This window comes from Mesobacillus jeotgali, from assembly GCF_014856545.2.
GTDB lineage: Bacteria > Bacillota > Bacilli > Bacillales > Cytobacillaceae > Mesobacillus.
In genome coordinates, this window is record NZ_CP109811.1 from 2,711,432 (window position 1) to 2,724,703 (window position 13,272).

Here is a 13,272-nt window from a genome sequence, read left to right on the forward strand (position 1 = left end):
CTATCCCTCTTTGCCTTTATACTGTAGCTATTCTCGAATAATTCACGAAAAGAGCTCTACTTTATAATAATGTAAAAAATGGTAGAATTGAATACTAATGGGTCGCTTTATATTATATATAAGACTATATTTAAAAATAATACTGCGGAGGGTCATGTATGTCCAATAGAAGAGATGGCAAAAACCGAAATGAGATCAAACCCGGCATGAAAGTAAATATTGTCCTAAAGAATGACCAGAAAACCGGTAAGCTCACTCCTGGAATCGTGAAGGATCTGCTCACCAAATCCAGCTCACATCCCCACGGCATTAAGGTCAGGCTGGAGGACGGTCAGGTAGGCCGTGTAAAGGAAATACTGGAGTAGACTCTACCTTGCCAATGCTGACTCACATGGAGTTGCATGGAAGTTCCCATAGACAATAAATAAGCATTAAAGGGCAGTCCCTTTAATGCTTAATTAGTCTTTTCCTTTACTATTTCAACAATCATGTTATTCAATCGCGGTGCCAACTGGAACATGATCGTACCGATGATGGCAATCACCAAAATATAAATGCTGGCAAAGATCTTTAGCTCACCGGTTGCCAGTGCAGCTATGATCACGGAGAATTCTCCTCTTTGTGTCAGTGAGAGCCCCGCTTTCAATGAATCACTTCTTGAAAGACCATACCATTGCCCACCAATATAGCCTACGATTAATTTATGGATCAATGACCACAGAACGAGAACAATCAATAGACCTAAATAAGGAATGTCGCTTGTCATTTCGATATGAAGTCCAAAGTTCAGAAAGAAAAAGGGAAGGAAAATATTCCTTACTGGCAATGCAGCTTTTTCTACCTTGTCCTTAATTGAAAGCTCAGACAGCATCATTCCGGCAAGAAAAGCCCCGATAACCTCTGATAACCCAAGGAGCATCGCAATCCCGCCATATGTTAGCGCAATGCCCGTAATTAACACAATAAAAATATCATCCTGGTCAATCTCTTTTAAAATTGATTCGACCTTTTTGAAGACCACCTTAGCGAAGAAAACGGCAATTCCTGCAAGAAGTACAATTTTTAATAATATTAACAGAAAATCAGTGACCGTAAAACCATCCCCCGTAAGACCAATCAATACAGTTACAAGAATTGGCGCTATTAAATCCTCAAACACCAGGATTAGAAGCATGAATTCTGATTCTTTGTTTTGCGTCCTATTCTTATGTTCAAGCAACTTTGCTGTGATAGAGGAACTAGTAGCGTAGACAATGCCACCGACAATTAAAGAGGAAACCCAGTCTAAACCGAACAACAGGCTGATCACGGCAGTCACGAAAATGCCGAGAAATGCATCCAGGAAGCCTCCTCTCCAGATTTTTGTACTGCTGGTAATAAGTCTTTTTACTGGAAACTTCATCCCTAAGATAAAAAATAGAAGGACTAACCCAATTTCCCCGGCTACTTCGATTACCTTAGATTCCTTAATAACCAGGGATAAAATGAGCCCAAGCAAAATAAATAATAATATATCCGGTATTTTTATTATTTTGATACCGATCATACCTATCAAAAAAAGCACCAATAAAAAGAGTCCAATGACTAAAGTAAGATTCAACCTGCAACAACACCTTTTCAATTTTTAAGAGCAATAACCTTCCTAATTACTACCCACTTTCCTAAAAATCAACACTGGAAATAAAATTATGGAAGGCCTTTCTTTTAGTTTGGCTGAAAAGTTGTGGTAAAATTAGTTATAAAAGTCATATGGAAGAATCTATTAAGGGGGAAGAAATGAACAGCATTCCAGAACGAGCCCTTGTTCAACAGCAGCATAAGGGCATCACGAAGACTAAACTCGCAAAAAGAATTTTTTTCATCATTTTCGGTGCTGTCCTGATGGGCGTAGGAATTGAGGAATTCCTGGTCCCGAACAAAATTCTTGATGGCGGTATTGTCGGCATCTCAATCATCCTCTCACATCTGACGGGCTGGCGCCTCGGCCTCTTTATTTTTATTCTGAACATCCCTTTCTTTTTCATTGGCTATAAGCAAATCGGCAAGACATTTGCGCTATCCACACTATTGGGAATCACTGTTCTATCTTTAACGACCAGCTTCCTTCATGATTGGCCTGTTTTTACAGAAGATTTACTCCTGGCTACTGTTTTTGGAGGAATCGTTCTCGGTGCTGGAGTAGGGATTGTTATTCGGTACGGCGGTTCTTTAGATGGTACGGAAATTCTTGCGATTCTGGCAAACAGAAGACTGCCATTTTCAGTTGGGGAAGTAATCATGTTTTTTAACATCTTCATCTTTGGTACCGCTGGCTTTGTCTTTGGCTGGGACAGGGCAATGTATTCCATCCTTGCCTATTTCATTGCCTTTAAAACGATTGATATCGTCATCGCTGGACTCGATGAATCAAAAGCAGCCTGGATTATAAGTGAACAGCACAAGGAAATCGGTGATGCAATCATGGCTCGTCTTGGCAGGGGAGTCACGTATTTGACTGGCGAGGGTGCATATACAGGTGATGACAAGAAAGTCATTTTTTGTGTGATCACTCGTCTTGAGGAAGCTAAATTGAAATCCATTGTCGAAGAATTGGATGAGTCAGCGTTCCTAGCTGTCGGGAATATTGCAGAAGTGCGTGGCGGCAGGTTTAAAAAACGGAATATACACTAGAATACAGCAAACAAAAAAAGCTCAGAAATCTGAGCTTTTTGTTCTCAAACAGGTCTTTTAAACAAGCTGTTTAACTGTACCAGTCAGTTAAAAGCGTTGCTTTAAAATGATATTTTCCCAGGTTCAATTATCAGCTACCAATGAGTACACATTGGTATCATAGGAAAAACCGTCTTGAATCATATAACTCCTCAGAACCCCTTCTTTTTGAAACCCGAGTTTTAGAAGCAATTCATTCGATTTTTTATTTTCAAGAAATACAACGGCCCCAATCCGTACTAATCCCATTTCTTTCAACCCATACTCTATAGCCATCCTGATTGCTTCCTTCGCCAGGCCTTGACCCCAATATCCCTGGTTAAGCTCATAGCCAATTTCTGCTCTTCTATGTTTTGGTGACACAGCATGAAAGCCAACAGTACCTATGAGGCTTTTTTTGTTTTTTAATTGAATGCCCCATCTTATCCCTTTATTTTCAATAAAGCCTGCCTTGAAGGAATGAACCAGACCTCGTGCTTCTTCAATATTCTCGAAGAGTTCTGATCCATAATGCTTCATAACTTCAGTGTTGGAAAAATTGATAAATAAATCCTCAGCGTCCTCCTCTGTAATTTCCCTAAGAACAAGCCGATCTGTTTCTAAAACTGGAAATTTCATATGTCCCCCATATTAAATAAAATGTTCTTTTTTATTTCTATATTAGATACAAAAATCCCTTCAAAGAAAGCCACCCTAATTGGGCGGCTTTAATTAATCTTCCGCAGGTGCGGCGTCAACAGCAATTTGATAGGCATCCAGCAACTGTGACTTTTCAATGTCGCTATCCAGGCCAACGAGATATTGTTCGCCACCCTGCTCTTCTACTTTCATTAACACTGTTCCTTCTTCATCCCTTAGCATCGCGTAGGATTCTCCGTTCATATCAAATAACGCTTCTACTTCGAATTGTCTCTCCCTGCCCCTATCATCTGTTACAGTCACCAGGTCCCTGATTGAATCATTCTCCAAAACGGCTTCACCTCCAAAAATCATCACTATATCTTTCCCTTCCTTGTACCAAATATGATTCTTACAAAGAAGGGCATCGCAAATCGAAATACTTAATGAATTTTAAATAAACTTTTAAATTCACTTCTTTATTTTCATCTATATAATATTTTTTACACACTGTATTTTGGAGGCGTCGTTTTTGAAGTCAGCAGGAATTATCATTGGCTCAATCATTGTTTCATTTGCATTCAACTTTTTCCTGATCCCCCACGGCATCATGAGCAGCGGGATTAGCGGTCTATCCATCATTTTATCAATGCTCACATCTATTAATACTGGCGTTTACAATTTCCTTTTGAACTTCCCTCTATTAGTTTTAGGATATTTAAAACTGGGACGTAAATTCATCTTTTATACCATTCTTTCCGTCATCACAATTTCTATCGCTCTTTATGTTATACCGGTGTTTAAGCTTGCAGAGGATCCGATATTATCCTCGATATTTGGCGGGGCGATCGTTGGTTTGGGAATAGGGATAATCTTCCGTTCATCAGGATCTTCTGGCGGCTTCGATATTATTGGGATGCTTCTGGCAAGACGCAAAGACTTCCCTATGGGGACACTATTATTCGCGATGAACTCTGTCGTGATTTTATTATCAGGGTTTTTGTTTAGCTGGGATGCAGCCTTGAATACGCTTGTCTCCATTTTTGTCCTTGGCAAAGTGATCGATAAGGTCCATACACATCACGTTAAGCTAACGTTGATGATCATCACTAGAAAAGGAGAGGAAGTAAAGCAGCATCTCCTTGGAAATGTCTATCGTGGCGTAACGGTGATGGACTCTGTAGGAGGTTTTTCGAACGAGAGGAGCAACGTCATCATTACAGTCATTTCTCGTTATGAACTTACAGAAGTTAAAACACTGATAGAAGAAATAGATCCAGAAGCATTTGTCAATATCACTGAAACCCTGGAAGTTATGGGGCTTTTCCATAAAAAACAGCATTAATTTCATTCAAGAAGCTGGAAATACAGCTTCTTGGTGCTTTCTGAATTTTAAAGGAAAAATCATCTTGAATTTTTCACAGATTCATCGTATAATAATTGAGTCGCTGCAATAAGGTGATTACCAATTCAGTTTCATGTCCCAGTAGCTCAGCACGACGAATTGGCATCATTGAATTTGCTTCAGCGTACTCATCGAGCCGCTTCTTGGTTTACTTTCTGAGATGAGGACGGGATATACACTAATCTATTTACTTTCTCAAACTTAAACTTTAATTTTAATCATGTCCCAGTAGCTCAGCAGGATAGAGCAACAGTTTCCTAAACTGTAGGTCGGGAGTTCGAATCTCTTCTGGGACGCTTAAACCCTTGATTTTATATCAAGGGTTTTTTATTTTTCGCTAAAATCTTTCTTTCCCCCTTTTGAGCTCCGTCTTACCGCTGACGACTGCGAAAGGAAGCAGAAAACTACCGCTTATGAACATTATATTCCCTTTAAATAAAAATCACTGCTTCATATTTTTGGTTAAAAAGGCCAAAAAAAAGTTAGTTCAACGGAACTATCTACATCCTTTATGCGTCTATTATATGTGAAGCTCAATTTTTTCCTATTAATATACCAATATTTTGTTTTTGGATTAAATAAGTTTGTTTGTGGTATTTATACTCCATAAGCAACTAAGCAAAAGGGGTAGTAACATGAAAAACAAAATAAAAGATTTGCCATATTTATTGTTATTGCTGATTATGCCAGTACTAGGCTTGATTTATAAGATCTTGAATAACAATCCTCGGGAAGCCGTAATCCTTTCAACTGATCTAGACGATAAGATACCTTTCCTTCCAGTTTTCATTATACCGTATATCATTTGGTACGCTTTTATTTTAGGTTATCTGGTTTATTTCTGGTATAAGGATACACGGGTCTATTTAAAAACATTGACTTTAATTGTTATTGGAGAGTTAGTTTGTTTCGTCATTTACTTCTTCTTCCAGACTACTGTTCCCCGACCAAACCTGGTTGGTAATGGAATCCTTATAGAACTTGTCGGCATGATTTACAGCCACGATCAACCATATAATGCTTTCCCCAGTATTCATGTATTAACTACATTTGCCATTATTCTTGGCAATATCAATATCCGCAACAAACATATCATTCATTCAATCTTCGTTCCGGTTATGGGTTCGCTGATCATTATTTCTACACTGTTTGTTAAACAGCACTTTATACTTGATATGTTCGCGTCCATGTTTTTAACTTCCTTTATTTACGGAATTGTCTTTGAATTAATCGAATTCAAGGTTGCTGAAAAGTCTGATACAGTTTATGTTAAAGATTAAAATATCTGCTACAAACAAAAGAGCTGCGATTGCAGCTCTTTTTAGCGCCTATGGATTCAACTTTATTCTTTGGTATCCTCTTCGCATCTTACATCAGGTTTAACGGGATATAGTTCTTCAGAAGCTTCTGTTTGGTACTGGTAATTCTTATTCCGATATTCCCTCCCGCCATCTTCGAGAACATTCCCAGCCACATACTTATGAAAGAAGTATTCAAACAAGGCGATTCCAGCGGCTGATATTAGGGATGCCAGCAGTAGACTCTCTCCGTAAGTTAAACTTTCTCCCAAAATCCAGATGATCATAAAGGCAAGTCCAAAATCTGCTAATGTTGCGATTGTATTGTTCGTTTTTGGCAAGAGGAACAAGTCTCCAATTACATAAGACGCTAGCCCAAGCACCAGGGAGATCAAAAATACATTGGTAAAAGACATATCATACATCAGGCCAAGAATGACATATAGGAGTACCAGGCTGGCAAGGAATTTTACTGCCAGTGCTCTAAGATGTTTCATTAAAATCTCCTCCATAAACTAATGTTGTTTCCGTTATTTTGCGCTACTTGCTTTATTCCATACTTTTTTCTGTAAAAATAGAGAAATCATCCCTATTAGCAAGACAAGGATTATACTAATGAAGAAACCCATACGAATGCTCTTTTCCATGATCGTTCCGCTAACAGCCGCAAGGATAAGGGCTATCCCAACAAAAGAAATGATTTTCCCCCACACTTTTAATTCAAGCAATTTTAGAGCAGAGATAATGATAAAAGCCCAATTGAATAAAATCAGAATACCAGCGGCTGTGGTAATATACTCATAAATTTTGCCTGGAAGCAGCAAGGCTGTAATGATTGATGCAATTAAACCTACCACTGCCAATCCCAGCGATGGAAGGGGAAGCTCTTTCAATTTTTTGATTTTCTTAGCAAAGACCTTTGGAGCATCTCCATCATCCGCTAACGTAACAAGCAAGGTGGTCACTCCAAACAACGAGGCTGTCATGGTTGAAAAGCCTGCTACGATGATCGCTGCGTTGAACACATGAGGGAAAAAAGCCAAATTATATGGGTCTAGTGCTGTAACAAATGGGCTTTCTTTATGGTGAAAGGCACCGTGAGCGGCCATTATGACTGCAAGCCCCAAAGCAAGTACGTAAATGATCACCAGTAAGATAAGCATGATCACCCCCGCTTTTGGAGCATCTTCTTTATTTTTCAGCCTCGTTGCCATCAAGCCGATTACTTCTATGCCTCCATATGCATAAAATGCGTAAATTAAAGATGACCAGAATCCCTTAAAGCCTTCAGGAAACAGTTTTTGGGCAGAATTAGGCACAATCACCTGTTTTGTCTCAAGGTTAAACAAGCCAAATAGAGCTGCTGCAGCTATTAATATAAACATGATGATTGCAGCAGTTTTGATGATGGCTAATAAATCTTCTACCTTGTCAAATCCCTTATTCCCGGTAAGTACGACACCAATAGATAGGATGGCATAACCGGTAGCAAAAAGCCACAAAGGGACTTTAGGAAACCAGAATTGTGAAAGGATTGAAAGTGCCGTAAGCTGGGAGCCCATAATCAAGATATTTGAACTCCAGTAATTCCATCCACAGCTGAATCCTGCCCATTGACCATAAGCTTTCTTTGCATAATAACAAAACGAGCCTTCCTGGGGATCCTGAGCTGTCATTTTTGCCAATAAATTATAAACGACGTATGTGCCAAAAGCGGCAAGGATGAAAGAAAAGACGATGGATGGCCCAGTAATTTTAATCCCAATAGCGGATCCAAGAAAAAAACCAGTTCCAATTGTACATCCAACACCAATCAGTGACAATTGCCACCATTTCAAATCTCCTTCTTTTGAGCCGCTTCCACTTCCCGACTTTGATGATGGCAGAAAATAATCCATTGCTGTACCCCCTTCCTCAACAAGTATTATCATTCGAGAATCAACTGAAATTTATGTATCAACCATTCAGGGCATGAAAAAAGTCGAGTCCCCAGGGAATCGACTTTGCACTAATTATTTCTTGTCTTTTTCTGATTCGGAGTCACTGCTTAGACCAGTCATTGTGCGATACATCTGAGTGTACATGCTTCCTTGCACGATATTTTCTAAAAAGAACTCACCAATGAGCTTTTTATATTCCTCATCCTCAAACATCTTTTTGTTTTGCAGCTCCATTTCAGCCAGACCTTCATATGTGGATATCAATGCATAAGTATGGTCTTCACCAGAAATCGGAGATAAGAGCTCCACCCTGTGGTCATATTGCTCGTTCCGGAAATTTTGTATTAAACGTAAATTTTTGATGCCATCCGGAAATTTATCCTGTTTCATTTCAAAAGTTTGAATAACAATAACTGACATATCCTATCCCCCTGTGATGTTATCGATAGGATTAGACTTTTCCAAAGTTAAACAATCTATACATATACAATTTCTGCTGCTAACTGAAATTAAATCAAGGTGCGGTACAATATAAAAGCTATATTTGCTTTTCAAATAAAGTATTACGATCATTATATTTTGTCATCATTTTTAATAAGAGAAAATTTAAAATTAAAATGATGACACCTATTAAAGTAAGTAATAAGGGCTTAATGATTAAAAAACCCGTTGCCTGGCCTATAAAGAGAACCATGATCGGAAGAATCAGGATTCCCCCTAGCTGCTGAGCCTCCTGAAATCCTTTTGCCCTGGCAGAGACGAACACATTTACCAGGATAGTGAGGATTGTGATCATTGGAACGACCCATAACATCAGGATGAGCCAATTCGCGTTTGGGAAAATCAAATAACCAAACATATTATAAGTTAAGCTTACAGTGATGACTCCAAACAGTAAGAAACTCACCCAAGTTATAATGATAGATGGAATGAAAGCTGAAAGTACTTTGCCAATAAATAATTCCTTTACAGTAATAGGAGAAAACAACAGTGTTTCCATGGTCCGTTTTTCTTTCTCACCAACAAAGCTATGAAGAGCAATCATCATTGCATTAATGGTCGGAATCAGTAAAAATATCGAACCCAGCAGGTAATTCACAACTACGAAAATAATTTGGTGTTTCAAACTAGGAAGACTGCCTATCATTTCCCCGCTATTTGTACCTTTTAGGCCCTTTAATACATTGTCCACTAAATCAATTAAATCTAGTGACGAAATTGGAACATTCTTAACCAAAAGAATAAAAGCCAGCGGAAAGATCACCGAAAAAATCAGCGGCAACAAGATGAGCCCCAGCCAAACCTGAGTCGAGCTGGTTATTCCCCTGATATCTTTAGCAGCTACAAGCCATATTAACTTTTTATTCATTGACTCCACTCCTGATCTTAAAATATAAGGATTCCAAATCGTTATTTTCAATTTCCACATGGTGTATCCAAAAATCACGGATGATTTTTTGAAGCAACGGAGTTATATGTTCACTTGAAGGCAATAAAAACTGCAAAGTATTTTTATCTTTTTTTGAAACTGGATAACCTCCCCATTGAGGTTCAGTTGGCAATAAATTAGTAATAACTTTCAATTCAATTTGACTGACGTACTTTTTTTGCAGTTCATTTATATTGCCATAATCCGTTATTTTTCCGTCATTCAGAAAAAAGTACTCTTTACATACATGCTCTAATTGGTGCAAGATATGTGAACATAGAAATATGGTCGTTCCTTCCCGCACATTTAAATCCTTGAGGAATTTAAGAACCAATTTTATTCCTTCTGGATCAAGCCCATTCGTAGGTTCATCCAGAAAAAGGAGTCTAGGTTTATGGAGGATTGCCTTGATGATCCCCAACCTACGCTTCATCCCTGTACTAAATGCACCTACTTTTTTATGCATATGCTCGGCAAGATCAAATTCCTCTAAGTAAAGGTGAATTTGCTTTAAATCAAAGTTTCCATATAGCTTGGAAAAAAAGATTAGATTGTCTAATCCAGACATTTCATGATACAGACCCGCATTTTCAGTTAGAATCCCAGTTGCTTTCCTAATCGTATCACCTTCGATTCCCGGGTCCATGCCGAGAATTGACAACTTTCCGTCTGTTGGGTTGATGACACCGTTCATAAGCCGGATCATTGTTGTTTTCCCAGAACCATTCGGGCCAAGAAGGCCTACAATATCTCCTTCCTTCACGCTCATAGACACGTTGCTAAGCACCATTTGGTCACCGAAATGCTTTGAGACTGCATCCAGTTTGATTACACTTTGCGACATACTGCTACCCCCTGTGTTTGCTTACATCTTTATCATAAGACGGCCGATGTACGAAAAACGTTCAATCAAGATTAAGTTTTTTTTGGTTGATGTTTGGTCGTTGTTCACTAGACCAACATTTCATCACATGCTCTTTTAATGAACATAAAAAGGGACCAGAATTCACGACTGGTCCTTAACCTTATTAGCTTTATTGATGATCTACTTTTCCATAATCTTGCTTTTTCGGACTCGAATCGGCTGCATTGGTGACCTTTTTTTCCATAATCTTGCTTTTTCAGACGCCAATCGGTATCTATTAATTACCGAATCCCCTGCTTATCAAAATTTCTTATACTTCCCTTCTCATTGCCTGGAGAACATCAACTTTAGTGGCACGCTGTGCAGGACGCAGACCGGACAGAATCGTGACAAGGTAGCAGATGATAAAGCTGATGATTGGCAAGGTGTATGGGATATGGCTGAAAATCAGCCCTGCCGGAGGTTCTTCACCAAAAGCCTGCTTGATGATCAGCGGCAGTCCAAAATTCACGATGAAACTGATGGCATAAGCAACAAGAGTTCCGACCGCTGCCCCGATCAGTCCGATATAGCTGCTTTCGAGCAAGAAGATTTTTTTGATTGTCTTTGGATTAGCCCCAATTGCCTTCATGATACCAATGTCAGGTGCCCTTTCTGTAACAGCCATAGTCATTGTGTTATAAATTCCAATCGAAGCAATAATGATTGCAATTGTGCCTATAAAAATCAATCCTGCTTTAACAATCGTGAACATGACGTTAACATCCTTGAGCTCATTTATGACCGAATAGGACGGATAATTATTTTTCTCTAATTCAGCTGTGATGTCTTTTACTGCTTCCATATCTTGAGCGTATATATTCACTTGATCATATTGATCAGTAGAGATGTCCGGCAGCTCCATGTCAGGATTGTTTGGATCCTTCATCATTCCGCGTGGAGTACCCGTAAATTCTTCAACCTGCTTAAGAACTCCTTCAGAAACAAATACTACATTGTCATAAATCCATTCCTTTGTTGGTTTCTTGCGGATACCGACTACCTTTACTTCCAAAGGTTTTATTACCTCTTTGCCGTCTTCAAACTTGATAACATCCATGGTGATTTGCTTGCCGACCAACTCGCCTTTATAACGGAATTCTTCTTTTATCTGTCCCTTTTCATTGTAAAGATCTTCAGTTATCTCTTTATTTGGGCGAAGATCCTGGAAGAAATGATACCCAACGACCACCTCATTCTCTGCTTTTGGAAGCCGGCCTTCCGAAAGTTCGAGACCAGCTTTTGTTTCAGACGGCATATGGGCAACCACTGCCTGGGCATTTGTCTGGTGTTCATCCGCTTCAAACCTATAATTCTGCAGGTTTTTCCTTCTAGTCACAGCCTTTACATCATCAATTTCTTCAAAGTAGGAAATATCCTCATCCGTCAGCTGTCTGAAGCCATTATTCGGCTCCTCTTTTCCAGGGACTTCGATTTCTGTCACAATCCTTCTTTCCAGCGTTTCTTTTACGATTGATTTATGGAGACCAAAACCCACTGAAGCTAGCACAATCAGGAATGCTACACTCATAGCCGTGGCCAGTATGGTCATGAACAACCGTGTCCTGTTCTTTTTCATATTTTGCCTAACGAATTGAAATTGATCTTTAAGCCTCATTTGCTAGTACCTCCTCGACAACTTTGCCATCCCTTAACTCAATGGTACGATGGCCAATTTGGGCAACCTTGTCATCATGGGTAATGATTAAAAATGTAATGCCAAGCTCTCTGTTTAATTTAATGATGAATTTGAGTAAATCTTCTTCTGTTTCCGAGTCCAGACTGCCGGTGGGTTCATCAGCAAGAATGATTGGAGGATTGACGATAAGTGCACGGGCGATGCTTACCCTTTGCTGCTGTCCTCCTGAAAGTTCGCCAGGATAATGATCCCTATAGTCAGATAATCCCACCATATCAAGGATTTCATTGGTTCTAAGTTTCCTTTCCTCCTCTTTCACTCCCTTAAAAATAAGAGGAAGCTCAACATTATGATAGGCCGTCATACTTGGGATCAGTTGGAAGCTTTGAAAAATAAACCCAAGATGCTCGATCCGAAAATCGGCAAATTTCGTTTCGTTTAGATTAGATGTTTTAATCCCATTGATTATGATTTCTCCTTCTTTTGGCCTTATAAATCCGCTGACAAGGTTGAGAAGTGTAGATTTACCAGATCCGCTCCTGCCTACAATCGTCATGATTTCTCCTTTGTTCACTTTTAATGAAACATTCTTCAACACAGGAATGACTGTTTTTCTCCCTTTCTTGCCGATTTCAAATTCGTGGCTTAAATTGTTTATTGATATCATTGACGCACCTCTTTTTCTTCAAATTTTTTGAATAAATTGTATTATTTACCACCAATTTAGCAGAAAAAAAAGGCGATTGGTTAATCGCCCATATAGAAATATTAGGCTGGGTACTTCTCTGACATAACTTTTTTCAATTGTTTCCGAGCTCTGTGGAGACGTGTTTTGACTGTACCTGATTTAATATTCAATCTGCAGGCGATTTCATCCTCTTTTAATCCATATTGGAACCTCAATACCAGCACCTGCTGATACTCTCTCGTCAGCAAGTAGAGCATATGCTGGATTTCCTCTTTAAACAGGATGATCTCGACTTCCTTTTCAAGCGATTGATTTGTATCATAATCACTGAAAATTTGCTCCATGATGCTCTGGTCAGATGGAAGCCATTTTCTTCTTTTCTCTGCCCGCAGATAATCAATGGCTGTTCTTGCTGCGATTGCCGCTAGCCAAGAACCGATTTTATGTGTATCAATGATGGTATCTGCTTTTTTATATGCCTTTATGAAAGTCTCCTGGACTACATCTTCTGCAAGATGTTTGTCTTTCGTAATACTGAAAGCAATTTGACAAAGCTTTTTACCGTGAATTCTGTAAAGCTCGTCAAAATCAATCTTAGCCATATCCATCCCCCTTGCCCTGTTACTCATTCTTGCAAGCTTC

15 protein-coding genes and 1 tRNA gene are annotated in these 13,272 nt (G+C 39.1%); 5 read left to right on the forward strand and 11 right to left on the reverse strand.

The window, feature by feature from the left end:
* Positions 1-158: 158 nt before the first annotated feature.
* Positions 159-365 carry a YwbE family protein gene (locus FOF60_RS13790; protein ID WP_192471617.1) on the forward strand — a complete coding sequence of 69 codons (207 nt, stop codon included), beginning with the start codon at positions 159-161 and terminating at the stop codon, positions 363-365.
* Between the two features lie 89 nt (positions 366-454).
* Here the strand turns inward: FOF60_RS13790 and FOF60_RS13795 are convergent, their stop codons facing one another.
* The gene (locus FOF60_RS13795) at positions 455-1,600 is read right to left on the reverse strand and encodes a cation:proton antiporter (protein ID WP_192471618.1); all 1,146 of its coding nucleotides are present in this window, start codon (positions 1,598-1,600) and stop codon (positions 455-457) included.
* Between the two features lie 176 nt (positions 1,601-1,776).
* Between FOF60_RS13795 and FOF60_RS13800 the strand changes: the two genes are divergently transcribed.
* A complete protein-coding gene (locus tag FOF60_RS13800) occupies positions 1,777-2,670 on the forward strand; it encodes a YitT family protein (protein ID WP_192471619.1) in 894 nt (297 codons plus the stop codon).
* Positions 2,671-2,793: 123 nt separating this feature from the next.
* Here the strand turns inward: FOF60_RS13800 and FOF60_RS13805 are convergent, their stop codons facing one another.
* Together FOF60_RS13805 and FOF60_RS13810 are read right to left on the reverse strand one after the other, a co-directional pair.
* Positions 2,794-3,327, reverse strand: a complete 534-nt coding sequence (locus tag FOF60_RS13805) for a GNAT family N-acetyltransferase (protein WP_192471620.1) — start codon at positions 3,325-3,327, stop codon at positions 2,794-2,796.
* Between the two features lie 93 nt (positions 3,328-3,420).
* On the reverse strand, positions 3,421-3,702 hold the full coding sequence (locus tag FOF60_RS13810) for a DUF1292 domain-containing protein (RefSeq protein WP_192471682.1): 282 nt from the start codon (positions 3,700-3,702) through the stop codon (positions 3,421-3,423).
* Positions 3,703-3,859: 157 nt separating this feature from the next.
* Between FOF60_RS13810 and FOF60_RS13815 the strand changes: the two genes are divergently transcribed.
* The 3 genes from FOF60_RS13815 to FOF60_RS13825 all read left to right on the forward strand — a co-directional run bounded on the left by FOF60_RS13815 (position 3,860) and on the right by FOF60_RS13825 (position 6,012).
* The gene (locus FOF60_RS13815) at positions 3,860-4,672 is read left to right on the forward strand and encodes a YitT family protein (protein ID WP_192471621.1); all 813 of its coding nucleotides are present in this window, start codon (positions 3,860-3,862) and stop codon (positions 4,670-4,672) included.
* Between the two features lie 282 nt (positions 4,673-4,954).
* Positions 4,955-5,028: transfer RNA gene (locus FOF60_RS13820), tRNA-Arg, on the forward strand.
* Between the two features lie 339 nt (positions 5,029-5,367).
* Positions 5,368-6,012, forward strand: coding sequence for a phosphatase PAP2 family protein (locus FOF60_RS13825; RefSeq protein WP_192471622.1), 645 nt, complete (start codon positions 5,368-5,370; stop codon positions 6,010-6,012).
* A 62-nt stretch (positions 6,013-6,074) separates the two neighbouring features.
* Here the strand turns inward: FOF60_RS13825 and FOF60_RS13830 are convergent, their stop codons facing one another.
* The 8 genes from FOF60_RS13830 to FOF60_RS13865 form a co-directional block, all read right to left on the reverse strand.
* Positions 6,075-6,527, reverse strand: coding sequence for a YndM family protein (locus FOF60_RS13830; RefSeq protein ID WP_192471623.1), 453 nt, complete (start codon positions 6,525-6,527; stop codon positions 6,075-6,077).
* Positions 6,528-6,560: 33 nt separating this feature from the next.
* Entirely contained in the window at positions 6,561-7,928 is a 1,368-nt protein-coding gene (locus FOF60_RS13835; protein WP_192471624.1) for an amino acid permease, read from the reverse strand.
* Positions 7,929-8,042: 114 nt separating this feature from the next.
* The gene (locus tag FOF60_RS13840) at positions 8,043-8,390 is read right to left on the reverse strand and encodes a hypothetical protein (RefSeq protein ID WP_192471625.1); all 348 of its coding nucleotides are present in this window, start codon (positions 8,388-8,390) and stop codon (positions 8,043-8,045) included.
* A gap of 118 nt (positions 8,391-8,508) precedes the next feature.
* Complete coding sequence (locus FOF60_RS13845) at positions 8,509-9,339, reverse strand: ABC transporter permease subunit (protein WP_192471626.1); 831 nt, start codon at positions 9,337-9,339, stop codon at positions 8,509-8,511.
* Positions 9,332-10,243 carry an ABC transporter ATP-binding protein gene (locus tag FOF60_RS13850; RefSeq protein WP_192471627.1) on the reverse strand — a complete coding sequence of 304 codons (912 nt, stop codon included), beginning with the start codon at positions 10,241-10,243 and terminating at the stop codon, positions 9,332-9,334. Before FOF60_RS13850 ends, FOF60_RS13845 begins: the two co-directional genes overlap by 8 nt.
* 331 nt (positions 10,244-10,574) lie before the next feature.
* Positions 10,575-11,921 (reverse strand): ABC transporter permease, encoded by a 1,347-nt coding sequence (locus FOF60_RS13855; protein ID WP_192471628.1) that lies wholly within the window; start codon positions 11,919-11,921, stop codon positions 10,575-10,577.
* Entirely contained in the window at positions 11,911-12,609 is a 699-nt protein-coding gene (locus FOF60_RS13860) for an ABC transporter ATP-binding protein (RefSeq protein WP_192471629.1), read from the reverse strand. The genes FOF60_RS13855 and FOF60_RS13860 overlap by 11 nt, the downstream gene beginning before the upstream one ends.
* Before the next feature lie 101 nt (positions 12,610-12,710).
* Positions 12,711-13,232 (reverse strand): RNA polymerase sigma factor, encoded by a 522-nt coding sequence (locus FOF60_RS13865; RefSeq protein WP_225650103.1) that lies wholly within the window; start codon positions 13,230-13,232, stop codon positions 12,711-12,713.
* Between the last annotated feature and the right edge of the window lie 40 nt (positions 13,233-13,272).

Excerpts from the sequence above, each read along its gene's own strand:
- FOF60_RS13840 (WP_192471625.1), bottom strand. The coding sequence starts at position 8,390 with ATGTCAGTTATTGTTATTCAAACTTTTGAAATGAAACAGGATAAATTT.
- FOF60_RS13850 (WP_192471627.1), bottom strand. The coding sequence starts at position 10,243 with ATGTCGCAAAGTGTAATCAAACTGGATGCAGTCTCAAAGCATTTCGGT.
- FOF60_RS13845 (WP_192471626.1), bottom strand. The coding sequence starts at position 9,339 with ATGAATAAAAAGTTAATATGGCTTGTAGCTGCTAAAGATATCAGGGGA.
- FOF60_RS13825 (WP_192471622.1), top strand. The coding sequence starts at position 5,368 with ATGAAAAACAAAATAAAAGATTTGCCATATTTATTGTTATTGCTGATT.
- FOF60_RS13855 (WP_192471628.1), bottom strand. The coding sequence starts at position 11,921 with ATGAGGCTTAAAGATCAATTTCAATTCGTTAGGCAAAATATGAAAAAG.
- FOF60_RS13830 (WP_192471623.1), bottom strand. The coding sequence starts at position 6,527 with ATGAAACATCTTAGAGCACTGGCAGTAAAATTCCTTGCCAGCCTGGTA.
- FOF60_RS13860 (WP_192471629.1), bottom strand. The coding sequence starts at position 12,609 with ATGATATCAATAAACAATTTAAGCCACGAATTTGAAATCGGCAAGAAA.
- FOF60_RS13790 (WP_192471617.1), top strand. The coding sequence starts at position 159 with ATGTCCAATAGAAGAGATGGCAAAAACCGAAATGAGATCAAACCCGGC.
- FOF60_RS13810 (WP_192471682.1), bottom strand. The coding sequence starts at position 3,702 with ATGATTTTTGGAGGTGAAGCCGTTTTGGAGAATGATTCAATCAGGGAC.
- FOF60_RS13865 (WP_225650103.1), bottom strand. The coding sequence starts at position 13,232 with ATGGCTAAGATTGATTTTGACGAGCTTTACAGAATTCACGGTAAAAAG.
- FOF60_RS13800 (WP_192471619.1), top strand. The coding sequence starts at position 1,777 with ATGAACAGCATTCCAGAACGAGCCCTTGTTCAACAGCAGCATAAGGGC.
- FOF60_RS13835 (WP_192471624.1), bottom strand. The coding sequence starts at position 7,928 with ATGGATTATTTTCTGCCATCATCAAAGTCGGGAAGTGGAAGCGGCTCA.
- FOF60_RS13805 (WP_192471620.1), bottom strand. The coding sequence starts at position 3,327 with ATGAAATTTCCAGTTTTAGAAACAGATCGGCTTGTTCTTAGGGAAATT.